This is a genomic window from Paraburkholderia lycopersici (genome assembly GCF_900096975.1).
GTDB classification, from domain to species: domain Bacteria; phylum Pseudomonadota; class Gammaproteobacteria; order Burkholderiales; family Burkholderiaceae; genus Paraburkholderia; species Paraburkholderia lycopersici.
Map to the genome: position 1 here is coordinate 47,921 of NZ_FMYQ01000029.1, position 12,751 is coordinate 60,671.

Here is a 12,751-nt window from a genome sequence, read left to right on the forward strand (position 1 = left end):
TTGCAGTTTGGAACGCGCATGCGTCCCATTGGTTGATGGATGAAGTAGTCATCGGTCGGCCGCCGAAAGGCGGCACGAGGCATCAGCCAGGACAGCTGAGGGGTTGCAACACCCCGTTGGCACCACACCTCCTTTGCTGAAGTGTTGGTTTCGGTTTCCGGATTTTGAAAGAGCATGCTGGGGGCAGGTCGCCCCCAGCACTGTGTATACGGCGGGTGAAGGAAGAACTTAAGGGACGTGTCAGATACCGTTACCCAGTTACCCTTGTTACTGAGGAATCGCAATCAGAGGAATCGCGCGCTGTGGCGCCGCGCTGCCGCCACTGCGAAGCGCCACAGCGCTCAGACTTCGAGGTCCCACGCCGCGACGATTTTGCTCTCGTCTATACTGGCGTGCAGACGCCGATGTGTTGCTCCCAGTATGGCCTCGACCTGTTCGTGGCTATCCCGGTACCACTCAAGAAAGGCCTCAAACAACGTGGGTTGAAGCCAGATATCGGCGATATGCTGCTCGGACTGGATGGCGGGAAAAATCAGCTTGACCATCCGGTCAAACGACTGCTTCGCATGCAAGGATGCGGCGCAAGCTCGGAAATGCGCCAAAAGTTGATGCCGTGTCTGGTCATATCCGTCGTCGCCGCACCACCGCATCAGCATGAGTTGAACCATCTGAGCGGTGGGCGTAAACAGGTGTCGTGGCGGAACCACCGCGAGCGGAAAGACCAGTTGCTGTTCGCCGGTCGCAGCGCACCAACCACCGTACACAAGAGAAGCCAGGCGCGCCCACTCCTTGGGCAGGAGTCCATCGACGGTTTCGTCCCATTGTGCAATCTCGACAATCTCCTCGAAGCTCTTGTCGCTCTTGGCCCTGTTGACACGCTGCGTCAGTGCCGCCAGGTTGGCCAGTGCATAGGTGCCATCGTTCAATAAGCGGTCGAGCGAAGGGTTGGCCGGAGACTGCCCCTTGAAAACAAACTCAGCGTGGGAAACGGGACAATGCGTCCCGGTAATTTCGCGCAGCGTTGTCGGTGTGACTGAAGAGTCGACAATGAAGCCCCGCTTGACCGCGTTGATTCTCAGCCCCACCCACTTCGTAAAAAAATAGCGCGGCTTGGATTTGGGCCCACGGTAGGTGTCGAAAGCTGCCAGTAACTCGGGCGGCACCTTGGCGTCTCGGCGAAAACCGTACTGGGCGCAAAGCGCGCCCAAGGTTCGGCATTCACGGAGAAAGAGCTCACCGCGGTCGGCGTCTAGCATGTCAGAAGCCCGCAACGCCTGCTATCGCTCGTAGCAGAACGCGTCAATGAACGCCATTCTTGAGTCCCAGATACGCCCGTCGAGGTCATCAACGGGGCGCTCTGCGTTCCACCATGGGCTGCACAACAGCGGTCGAATCACGTGAGTCCAGTATGTGTCGATGGTCAGGTACGCCTTCCTGACCCCGATGGCCTCGGACAGCTTGTCCTTATTTGCGCTATCGACGCACACAAAATAGTCAGGGCGCTTCAACGCCAGTAGCCGGCTGGCCGTTGCCAGGCCGCCCCCGCGCTCCGCATCTTCAAACGACTCCAGAAACCTACCTTTGAATCTTTCAAAATCATTCTCACTGATACTTCCAGTGCGCGGAATGAAATCTAACGCAGCGCTGAAGCCTTCCGGGCGAGACTTCACCAGACTCTTAAACACGCCCGCTCCGACCATCGAGCCAAACCATGCCCAGTCCAGGTCCGGCACTTCTGCTGGCTTACTCTCGTTGCGCGCATATGTGCCAGCAATTGCCTTTCTCTGGCCCTCGGTCATATCCGCGAAACGCGGTATCTGCGAAAACCAGACCCGTGCATGGTCCATTATGCCGACGCGCCCTTCGACGTCATGGTGGGGGTCCGACTTCACACGCTCGATGAATTCGGACCATTCGTCATCCAGGAGATTGCGGTATTCAGAATCTCCCGTCGGCATGTTGATTGGAAGGTCCTTCTCCAAGTCGGCTCGTGCGGCTTGGGTAGCTCGATGCTTCAGGCGATAAGCCCTCAGGAAGTCTTCACTAATGTAGTTTGATTCGGTCCAGGCAGACTCAATGGCATGGAGGATGTCCCGGTACAGGGCGTCTGACGTGTCGCCCTCGACATACAGCGCTGCCTCGTGATTTATCCCGAAGCCGGCTCGCGTGAAATTTGGGCTGCCCAAGACAAGCGAGAACTTGCTCGCAGTTCGGAAAAGGTAAATCTTGGGATGGAAGGTCCCGGCACTGCTGTTCGGAACCACGCGCGCCCCCGGGACATCGCGCAGTGCCTGCAGGAGGTCGGGGTCGGTTTGGTGGAAGTGCGTGCCTATCGCGAACCGCTTCACCTTGGCAGCGTTGCTCAGCAAATGCTTTGCCAAGGGGCTCATTGAGCCCCAAGCCACGGCCCAGTACAGTTCTTCGTGACCGTCGATGAGTTTTCGTACGGTCGATTCAAGGTCTTGGCCTTGCAGGTACTTCGGTGCCGTCGCCATTCGCGGAGTCCGTTGCGTAACGTCGTGTTCGAGACCGGGCCACCGCGACGATAAAACAGTCTATCAATTGCGCAGACTAGCAATTCAAGAGAGCTAGTCGGCGACGGCGGCAAGCCGGGCATAACTGGTTTTCGGCAGCGTAGCCGGATTATTTAGCGTGACCAAGGCCGTTGGTCGTATCGCCGTTTAACCCCGCGCCCTGCTTCCCTTGACCAGACCAACGACCTTCGCGCTCTCATGAAAGGCTTCGTATGCTTCGACGATGCAGCGAAAGAGAGAGCGGTGGTCAGCCCAAAAGTCTCTTTCCCTCTCCGCATACTCCTTATGCCGGTCGGAGAGGAAAACTCCGGCCTCTTTCAACAATCCCGGCAGTCGCACCAACACGTTACCATCGGCGGCTGACGCGTCTTCAACCCGCTTCCGCGCTTGACGCGCGATGCTTTCAAAGCGGGCCTGACGTCGCGCCGCGGCCTTCGGGTCCCCGTTCTGAATCAACCACGCCCGTATGCAATCGAGGTCATCTTGATACAGCTTCCGTAGAGCGGGGTCCACCCAAGCAGTGGCCTTCGTAGGCCGAGTCATCCGAATCGACGCTTGGAAGTCGTCTGGGTCAGCATCTATCCTGATGCTCGCGATGTTTACGGGAGGTGTTCGCCCGTGGATTTTGCTGTAAACATGGCGCACAATAGCCCGTGTGTTTCCCCTGCCCTTCTTGATTCGCACTGTTTTTCTGCTCATTTCTTCAATGCCCGCGCAGCCCTTCGTCGGCACCAAGGTCTCGCAGCACTTGAGAGCCTGGTCCATAGACGACGATTCGACCAAACTTGGGAAGCACCTCACGTAGCTCTTTCATTGACAGCAGGGCGCCCGCTCGTTCGCCGAAACGAGCGACGAGGTCGGGGTGCCTGCTCCGCCAGAGCGTCTGCTGTGGCGCCCAGCTATCAAGTGCCTCTCGGTGAAGCTCAATTGTCTCGTTACGCACACCCGCGAATTGCGGTCGCTGGCGTGTCGCCCAGAGCAGACCGCGCAGCCCCCATCCCGGACGGATGTCGTTCCCCTCCGCGCCGTACTCGATATGCTTGCAGCACTGCGTGATGCTCGCTCGAATCTCGCGGACGACCTGGGACCGCATCTTCCAGGTCCACGTTGAGCTATCGGAAAGAATCGTCTTCGGCTTGCCGGTCTTCTTGTCGTCGACCTTGTGAAGAACCGTTTTCGTCGCATACATGAGGACGTAGTCACCGAAAGTGATATGACCGTCAGCGGACATGGCGTCTCGTGCGACTCGCGCGTCTGGGGATGATGGGTCCGCCAGGCCGCCCGCTCCAGGACGTGAGAGGAGCCACCAATGAACCTTTCCGTCCGACGCAAAGGCAATGAAGTGGGTTACAGCGCGACCCCGTTGCATGTCATAGTCGCGTTGCCGCTTGTTTCGTGTAATGGGATAACGCGACGCCATCTTTTCCACGAAAGCAGGAAGTTTGTGGCTGTCTATGACTCCACCACACCAAAAACGGTGCTTGTTTTTTCCGACTAGTAGCTGAAGCTGCTGCATCAAGGCGGTCGCGTTTCGTGGTACAGGCAGTTCCAGGGGGGGTGTTATTCGGGACATTGAGGCTCCATTAAGGGTTTTGTGCTCAGACATGTCCCGTATAGACACCTTTCTGCGCTACGTACCGTCTGGAGACATGGCGTACGGAACCAGACAATGAACCCATAAAAATTTTTTCGAACGAACTCGGCGTCGCCGAGCACGGTCGAAAGAATTTTCGCGATTCGCGAGAATCGCAATTTGCTGTCCGTCAGACAGCAAATTCCCGCCTGTCCAGACAGCAGAGACTCGGTTGTCGACAGGCAATTACGTGCTGTCTATCGCTCCGTAGCGCATCCGCTGCCGACGAGGGCCATCGGTTTTCAGGCGCTATACGGTGCAGGATTTCTTGCGAGATGTGCCAACACTTCGCACAGGGTCAGCGGCGCCGCCAACGCCAGCCATTGCAAAACGTTCATCGTCAGCAGTGAGCAAACGTCGGCCGCCAACCGACCTTGCTCACATTCTCGTCATTTCTTCCGGCGTTCATCGGTTTGCCACCGATGCCGCAGCGCGTGATGCGTCTAAAAAGGGCGCCCGTCACGTGCCGGAAGGGGGGCGGAGAGTAATCCCCAACCTTTGGGTTGGGAGTAATCCTCCGCCTCTACTTCATGGGGAGAGACCTGGAAACCCGTGCGATTCGGAAACGGCCAGACTGCGCATTAGTGCAACTGGGGCGATAGCCTGTGACCACCGGACTCATCATCCGGTGCAAGCGCCTGATTTGTCGAATGCGGTATGGCATCGTGATTCACGATGTCGAAGCCCGCCGTCGGCGTGCTACCTGTTGCCCCTGGAAAGGCGCAGATGCACGACGAAAGGCCCCCACGTAGACAGGCAGGGCAGCGCGAGGCCGGTCAGCATTGCTGATGGGTCGAAGCCTGCTGGGCCGGACATGAAACCGAGCGAGAATCGGTGGAGGAGTCTGGCACGGGAGCGAAGGATGACCAGGGTCGCGCCTGGAAGTGCTTCGCCTCGCTGAGAGCAAAAGCGTGTAAGTGCCCGCGAGGGCATGGGGAGAGTAAGAACCAGCTAGGGCCTGCAGTGCCTGGAATTCCTGGAAGTGAACCGAGAACGTTGCGATGAGTAGCACCCCGCTTAATGGGTTCGGGGGTGCGAAATCGGGAGATGCGCCCGAAAGCAAAACGGTTCGCGAGGGACTGGTGGTCTGCTCGACAAGCTCGACAAATTTAACGAACACGAAATGGGCGGCGGTCCGGGGAAAGTGGCTCCCCCGGAAACCAACGCCTATGAGACAACTGCTCGCAATGAAGGCCGGGCCGCCAGCAATGGCGGAGCAGTCCCGGGATGAAAACTGGAGCGTGCGGTTGAGCGGCCGGCCACTGTTATCACAGTGGTCGAGTCGGAAGAGTCGTGACGAGACTCAGTGATGAACGAGAGCCCGGGTGGCACCGGGTTCAAGAGGAACGGGCGTTGATGACAAGACGCCCACCGACCATGGTCCTGTCTGGATACCCCGCTTAGGGTGGCACCAAGGCGGGGATGACAGGTGCACCATGGGATGGATGCCGGGGATGGTACCTCGGACGAACCATCAGTGAAGGCGAGGGAAATGCTCTTATGAGCGAAGGGCCTTCGCGCCCTGCCCTTGATTTTTCATTCGGACGACCGGCGGCTTTCCGCCGCCGGTTTCCTTCCTGAAAATCAGGGCTCGCGAAAACAACGGGCAAGAATAGCCCGCCGGAAGGCGGGCTATTTCTTCAACACCGTCGTACACCGCCTGTCCGGCGGCAACGGGAAGCACAATCGCTCATCTTGCATATTGCACATTTCTAAACCACCTGTTCGGCGGCTCACATCAAGCGCACTGCGCCTCACCAGAGAATTGCGCAATCGTGACCCGTGCCACGTGCAACCAGCGAGGCGACAATACCAAGGCAATTGACTTTCCTCTACTAGCCCCGATGCCTGTTCAAGTCGAAGCGCTCCATCAAGTCCGCCATGATTCGCGGCCCGTCGACGAAAATATCCTGCAAATCGCATCTGTAGGGCGCGTCACGAAACCAGCGAAGTACAGTGACGACGTCCAGGAAATGTTCATCGTCGAGTCGACGGCATAGCTGATACGCGTCGACAGTGGCATAGGAACTGTTGTGTAGGCTGACGAGAAAATCAGCTATGGGTCGTGTCCCGCCTCCTTCATGGCGACAAACCTCCAGTAGCCGTTGAACGGCATGGGCGCCGATGTCATCGGCAAAATCAGAAGAAAGCTCCAGAGAAAACATGTGAGAGGTCTCGTTGATGTTCTGGTCCGTCGTTTAGCGACAGCGTTTATTCGCGCACCGGACAGTGTGGCCCGTCGCCCAGTTTCCGTAGAGCGCAACGAGCACAAGACGCCTGCACATACGGTTTTCAAAAGAAGCTCCGTATTTCCGTAGGGAAGCTTTTCTCTAACGGACTGTGGTGAGTACCTTGAGTTTGGGGCAAAGCTCCCCCCTTACCCGGCGGAAGCCGAGAAGCGAGCTTTACCCCACTTGGTATCGGACTGCGGAGCCGACCCGTCGCAAGGGGCACTGCGGTCAGGCGGTTCCGCCGCAGCACAGCCAGACTATTCGAGACATGCGCGTCCCGCCGCTCACCCTCTGGCTGCTTACTCCCAGGTTTCGCCCATGAGCTACCCGCTTGGCGCAAAAATCGGCCGCGGGGTATTGAGCCCTCTCCTCCGACTCCACCTGTAGGGCTACGGTTTTAAATAAGGCAAGTCGTCTCGTCAGCTTGGGTGCCATGCCACCCACGAGACGTAGCAACGACGAGCTCCCATTGTTGTTACTGACGTTACCCTGTTACCTCTGAGATTCGTATAGACGCTTTCGTCGAGCATCGCCAAGCGGCAGTGCTGGTCCTCTCGACGCCCCCAAGGGTCGTCTGATTCTTCATTAAAGAGCGGTCGGTCCGCGGCCATGCGCTGCGCGCTTGCGGTCAATGTCGAGGATGGGCACGCTGCCGACAAAGACGGGTTCTGCAGAGCTGCTGGACACAGCGGAGCGGATGGAAGCGACGAGAGATGTTGGCAAAGGAGGCGTCGTGTGATTGTGACACCTCGTGTATTTCGCCAGTTTATCCCCACGGTCGCACAAATTTTGACGTCAAAATCGCACGCGACTGAGCGTCATAACTTAACGATGCGTAACGACAGCATCTGAGCACTGATTGTTTCACGCGATTTCGCGAGCGATTCCGGAACATGCCAATCGCACGCCACGTAAGGCGTAGCGCCTATTTTCAAGGCAAATCGCGGGCAATGTTTCACGAGCAGCACACCGAGTCGCATCACTTTTGACGTCAAAATTGCTTAACGGCATTAAGCACCGCGCCTGCCCCGCTCGTCATGAATTTTGACGTCGAAATCGACACCGAACGTGCGACCAAAGTCCGCCGCCGGTGCAGCGGGCTCGACAATTTTGACGTCAAAATCGGTGTGTCACTCCGCGCTGTAGCTTTGCAGAAAAGGGCGCACTTGGGCGAGCGTGGTCAAGTTGCCACCAACGTCGGCAAGCGACGACCCAATTTCGGACATGCCATTTGGCGCTTCGCGCCAGGTTGGGCGGGTTTGCGCGGCATGAGACTCGGCTCGGTGTATTTCGGCCTTGGTCTAGTCGCGCAGTTTAGTCAGCGCCGTCCTAGTCTTCGGTTTCAGTGCCGCGCTTCTGTCCGCGCTTTAGTCGTGCTTCCGCTGATGCATTTGCCCGCGCTTTGCCTAGGTCCATTGCCGCTCGCACGTCGCGCTCAAGCGCGCCTCGGTCGTTCTCGGGCGAAGCCAACTCTCGAAGCGCGCCGTCGCGCTGAATAAGCCAAAGCGCCGTGGCATAAATGCCCATGCTTACGCCCGGGTCCCCTGATTCCATGCGAAGCAGCGTCGGGACAGAGATACCCATGCGTCCGGCCCAAGTCTTGAGTGATTCCTTGCGGCGCAAGCGAGCAACTGCCAAGTCAGCCCCGAGGCTTTCGATGGCTGCCATGGTTGCCGGTGGCAGCATGTACAAGGCTTTAGGAGTCTTTGGCATACAAATAGATAAAACCTACGAATTGCATACATAAACAAAGAATTTAACGTCGAGGGCTGTTCCGTTAGCATCTTTATGAGTAACTCGAGTACCGCGTCATTGCCGTTCCAAAGCAAGTTTTGACGTCAAAATCGCTCCGGGTTTTTGACGCCAGCGCTCCCACAAACTACCCCGCCATCCATTGATTGCAAGCGCTGCTGGTGTCATGTGGTGTTGCTTGTTGTTGGTCTAGTTCATATAGAGACGCCTGTAAAACAGCCTACTCTCGTGGGCGCAATGCCGCCTTCACGACTTCACCGATGTGACGGTTGCTAAGGCGCTGAAGCTTGCGAGCAATGTCAGGAGCGTTACCAGTAACGACAGCGCGCGCAATCTGCTCAATCAAGTGCATCGCCGCAGGCGATACGAAGTGGCGCTTGAAGCGGTGTTGGCGTCGCACCTTCATACGCTGGTCTCGAGAAGGTTGGTAGGCCCCGCTGACAGCATGACGACCCTAACGCTCTTGGTAACAACGTCGCGATAACTGCTGTCACGTTCGCACGGCTTACCGGAGTAATAAGCCTCGTAGGGCTCATTGTTGCCATACCTCCCGCGCTCATGCGTCCAGGCCTCTCGACGGATGTCAACAAGACGCACAGCGTCTGCCTCGTCGGCGTCAGCGTACTGACCTAAGAAAAGCACTTCCGCTTGCGGGTCTACCTGCGCTAATAAGGCTAGTAAGTCTTGCACTTTCATGTGCGTCTCCCACCTTAGTTGCACGCTGCAACAAAGTCTGTAGTCCGAATCTTTTATCCGTCTTATGCTAGCATCTGGTGACGACAACCGATGCTGGAGCACCGTGTGCAATACGATGACCTGATACGCGACGCCCGCAACAGGGAGCTGATGCAGTCAACGCGCTTACGCGCTGCACTTAATGCCGTCTATTCGTGTTGCAAACCAGCGGAATCGCTGGAGCGGGTTCTCGAAACACTCGACCTCAACTTCGCGGATGCGAAGCTTCTTATCGCCCTGCGTTACTGGGTAGAACGCGTAGCACCGGAGGGGCCGCTGCCAATGTCACCAGAAGACGCGATTGCGCTCGCTGAGCGCGTTTACAAAATCAACGGAGGAAAGTAGTGAGCAAAGAGTACGAGTTTGCTGTGCTGGTGTCCCATGTAGTTGGCGTACGCCAAGAGCAGATTTGCGCACTCGGCGTCGCTGGACCGACGCCAGAATACCGGCATGCGCTTACCTCGGCGCTCGCGCTGTACAAGGAGTCGGAAGATGACCGCGTACCTGCACAGCCATGTATCCTGCTCGCTCTCGTATCTCGGGTGAGCACACCGGACGAAGTCGGTCTCCGACTGGTGGTGGACGTACGCGGAGACTTTGCCAGAGGCTTCTGGATGCATGACCCAGTCCGAGGAGGCGGCTGGGCGAAAGCAGGCCTAAGTGAGTGCGTGCCGGTAGCGGCAGACACTAATGCCATTCATCTTGTGCGCAGCGTGTGGTCGGCCAGGCAGTGGGTAAGCTAAGACCATGCTCCGGGTAACGGTAGAGCTATGGCCAGGAGGTCGCGAGTCTGGCAAACGGGTGATTGCGACGGCAGACATCGGCCGGGTCGCGGACGGCGCACACGCGGACTACGAAGCCAGGCTCGCTGAGGTCGGTATTGGCAGCATAGGCACAGGACACGTGCGCGCGTATCCGCGATGGTCGGCGACCGTATGGGATTTGGTCGCACGCAGCATAGCGGCGGCGCTTGGCGGCAATTCCGACCAGCTGCCACCGCGTCCCCGCTTGCCTGCAGTGCCGATGCACACAACGCCTGACGGCACGAACTATGTGCGGCTTCGCGAGACTCCGTGGCCGGCTCGGACTCATTTTGAGAGCACACTCGAAGGCAGTACGTGCCCGCAGATTGTAGAAGACCCTGAGCCACGCGGGTGCGCGTATTGGCACGACTGGGTCTATTTTCTGATGGGTTGAATGCTGACAGGCCTTCCCGGTGAATCCCTCTACATCCCTGCGCCGCGGTGGACGGGCGGGTACGCGCTTTTTTTGGACTTTGACGGTTGCCTGCACCCGCATCAGGTGTTCGAAAAGCCCGGTTCTGGTCCATTTCTCGTTGGTTTCCCTGGACACAAACTGTTCGAGAACGCTGCGCTGCTTGAAGAGCTACTGCTGCCCTACCCGGACCTGCGCATAGTTTTGTCGACAAGCTGGGTGCGCCGTTATCGCGGAAGTTTGCGCCGTACGTCGAGGTGGCTCCCGCCCGGCTTGCGAGCAAGAGTTGTGGGCGCGACTTTTCATTCGCGCATGCACAGCCCGGACTTCCTGTCGGCATCCCGCGGTATGCAAATATGGAGCGACGTGCTGCGGCGCAAGCCCAAAGCTTGGCTCGCGTTAGATGATGACGACAGGGACTGGCCGCCGTGGTGCCTTGACCATCTTGTTCGAACGGACGAAGTGCTTGGTATCAACGAACCGCGCGTGCTCGCCGAGTTGCGGGCAAAGCTGGCAGCAATGTACGCCTGAGCGCACACCTGAGGAGACACGATGACGATGCCTTGTGAGCGTACACAAGCAGTCCTGCGCACGCGCGAGTTGCTCAAGGCCCTAGCCTTTGGCACATGTATTGACGCAGCGACGCTGCAGCACCGAGCGGAGGCACTGCTCAGGGACTTCCCGACCGCATCGGACTTGGACATATCTGCTGCAGCACTACCCGGTACTTGGGCACGAATAGACGCACGACGGTCCGACTAAAACTGACTGAGAGTACCCATGCTGACAATCACCATTTACGACGGCGAAATCGTGGCCCCCGACTCGCTGGTGCATTTGTGCGACGTGGAAGGCAGCGCCGAGGCGTACGACCGGCCTCCTTTCACCGCACTGGAGGAAGCGCTGCGCGTATTAGAAATGTGCAGCGATAGGTACAGTACTCCGCACCTGAGCGGCACTGGCTTTACGGTTTTCATTGGCAACAAAGAGGGCCTCGAAGTGACGCCGCTGGTGCGACTGGACGGCTATGCTCACAACGGTTATGCAAGCGCCGGAATTGTGGGCGCCGGACCGCGGTTCGACACGGTTCCGGCGAAGTACGCGCCGGACGACGACGTGGTCGAAATTGTGCGCAAAATCCTCGCCGGACAGGTGACCAGATGATGGTATGTGAGCTGATAGCGCTGCTGCAACAACAGGACCCGCACTTCACGGTGTGCCACTTGGGTCCGTATGACCTTCCTGAGTGCCCCGCGGAAATTTTTGGAGTTAGAGCGGAGCCGAGCGAGCCAGGCTTTGTGTATTTAACTACAGCGCTACCACCAGTTGCCACGCCGAGAAGTCCCAGAAGTGAGAGCTAGCTGGACGCGAGCGTCAACTGGGTATGTGTCAACCACGGTTGGAAATCTGGTGCCGCCCGATGTACGGCCTTCCGCGAAGCAGCCGGCCGAGCGCAAAGCCCACGATGGCGGCCCCGACGGTTGTAACCGCAACCGGCGATGTCTCCAAGAATATCTGCGTCCAAGCCACTTGCGACCAATCCATAGCACCCTCCGGCTTCGAAAGCACTGCGATACGCCTGCGCGCCGATGATGTCACCGGGGCGGCTCACTTATATGCCGCCCGACGTACGGCCGGCCGCGAATGAGTCGCCCAAGGGCAAAGCCCACTGCCGCGGCGCCGACTGGGAGGTACAGCAGCGGCAGCAGCGGCATGACAATGTGCCCCCAATAGCTTAGCTGTGACCAAATCATCCCCGCCTCCGCTTGTCAGCGCCCGAGCACCAGTGTACGCGCTCTAGATTTGTAATCGCGCGCTTAAGATTCTGAAGGGTCGAATGACAAACTGAAGTGTGCGCTAAAGTACACAGGCGACTAAGGGCGGTCGTCGAGCCGGTGCAAAGTGCCGCGAGGCGCCCTGCTGTTGCATGAGAACCGGACTTCTTCGCGGCGAAGGGCGATAGCCCGTCATCGACCAACGCAGGCCCGGGAAAAGGCCGCTCCGCGTTCAGCCTGAACAATTCTCTCTTGATGCCGCTGGGTAACAGAGGTAACAAACAACTGTGCTCACAACGACACGCATTCCTTGGTTATCCGACCTGTAGCCGCGGAGCAGGCCAGCGCCCGGTTGCGAACAATGGACACCGCACTTTATTGATGCCTGCCTGCGGCCCCCCCCCCCCGAATTGCCAGCTATGCGGGCCCGACCGTCGACAAGATGCGCGCTTGCCTCGCCTGCAGACGTGAAGCGACCTTCGAATGCGCATGTGCAACCTTTCCAGGCTTGGACGGTGCAAGCGCCGGCGTAACCGCTTTCTCAGTGCGTTTTTCATCGCGGCACGCTCCGTCACTGTCGTCGCTCCAGCCTCCGCTTCTCAGCGCCTGGTCAAGCCACGCATAGAACACGTCCGGGTGCCACAGCACCCGGGCACCGATGTGGGCAGGGGCCGGCATACGCCCCCTGGCAACAAAATTCTCTACCGTGCGAATCGATACGCCGAGTATGGCGGCGACGTCCTGCTTGCTGAGGGGCGTAAAGGCGGTGGTGTTCATCTGGCGTGTGCGGTCGAGTCCGTGACCGACAGTGAAGCCACCGCAATTTATATCACCGCCACACTCACGCGTTCTGCCACCCACCTGCCATACGACCAC

At 58.4% G+C, this 12,751-nt stretch carries 11 protein-coding genes; 4 read left to right on the plus strand and 7 right to left on the minus strand.

What is annotated here, in order from left to right:
* Positions 1-341 precede the first annotated feature (341 nt).
* From BLU17_RS25615 to BLU17_RS25645, 6 genes are all read right to left on the minus strand, one after another.
* Entirely contained in the window at positions 342-1,256 is a 915-nt protein-coding gene (locus BLU17_RS25615; RefSeq protein WP_092003186.1) for a hypothetical protein, read from the minus strand.
* A 21-nt stretch (positions 1,257-1,277) separates the two neighbouring features.
* The gene (locus tag BLU17_RS25620; protein ID WP_092003188.1) at positions 1,278-2,495 is read right to left on the minus strand and encodes a phospholipase D family protein; all 1,218 of its coding nucleotides are present in this window, start codon (positions 2,493-2,495) and stop codon (positions 1,278-1,280) included.
* Positions 2,496-3,237: 742 nt separating this feature from the next.
* Entirely contained in the window at positions 3,238-3,765 is a 528-nt protein-coding gene (locus tag BLU17_RS25630) for a hypothetical protein (RefSeq protein ID WP_092003194.1), read from the minus strand.
* 2,237 nt (positions 3,766-6,002) lie between these two features.
* A complete protein-coding gene (locus BLU17_RS25635) occupies positions 6,003-6,332 on the minus strand; it encodes a DUF7673 family protein (protein WP_092003197.1) in 330 nt (109 codons plus the stop codon).
* Between the two features lie 1,395 nt (positions 6,333-7,727).
* Positions 7,728-8,066 carry an XRE family transcriptional regulator gene (locus tag BLU17_RS25640; RefSeq protein ID WP_245747014.1) on the minus strand — a complete coding sequence of 113 codons (339 nt, stop codon included), beginning with the start codon at positions 8,064-8,066 and terminating at the stop codon, positions 7,728-7,730.
* A 486-nt stretch (positions 8,067-8,552) separates the two neighbouring features.
* Positions 8,553-8,846, minus strand: coding sequence for a hypothetical protein (locus tag BLU17_RS25645; protein ID WP_092003200.1), 294 nt, complete (start codon positions 8,844-8,846; stop codon positions 8,553-8,555).
* A gap of 105 nt (positions 8,847-8,951) precedes the next feature.
* On the opposite strand from BLU17_RS25645, the gene BLU17_RS25650 reads away from it, so the two are divergent.
* The 4 genes from BLU17_RS25650 (at position 8,952) to BLU17_RS25670 (ending at position 11,264) form a co-directional block, all read left to right on the plus strand.
* Positions 8,952-9,230 carry a hypothetical protein gene (locus BLU17_RS25650; RefSeq protein ID WP_092003203.1) on the plus strand — a complete coding sequence of 93 codons (279 nt, stop codon included), beginning with the start codon at positions 8,952-8,954 and terminating at the stop codon, positions 9,228-9,230.
* A gap of 852 nt (positions 9,231-10,082) precedes the next feature.
* Complete coding sequence (locus BLU17_RS25660; RefSeq protein ID WP_092003208.1) at positions 10,083-10,631, plus strand: HAD domain-containing protein; 549 nt, start codon at positions 10,083-10,085, stop codon at positions 10,629-10,631.
* Between the two features lie 27 nt (positions 10,632-10,658).
* Positions 10,659-10,862: a BPSL0761 family protein gene (locus tag BLU17_RS34460; protein WP_342713865.1), complete on the plus strand. Its 204-nt coding sequence runs from the start codon at positions 10,659-10,661 to the stop codon at positions 10,860-10,862.
* 18 nt (positions 10,863-10,880) lie between these two features.
* A complete protein-coding gene (locus BLU17_RS25670; RefSeq protein ID WP_092003213.1) occupies positions 10,881-11,264 on the plus strand; it encodes a hypothetical protein in 384 nt (127 codons plus the stop codon).
* A 1,028-nt stretch (positions 11,265-12,292) separates the two neighbouring features.
* Here the strand turns inward: BLU17_RS25670 and BLU17_RS25675 are convergent.
* A complete protein-coding gene (locus tag BLU17_RS25675; protein ID WP_092003216.1) occupies positions 12,293-12,652 on the minus strand; it encodes a helix-turn-helix transcriptional regulator in 360 nt (119 codons plus the stop codon).
* Positions 12,653-12,751 lie beyond the last annotated feature (99 nt).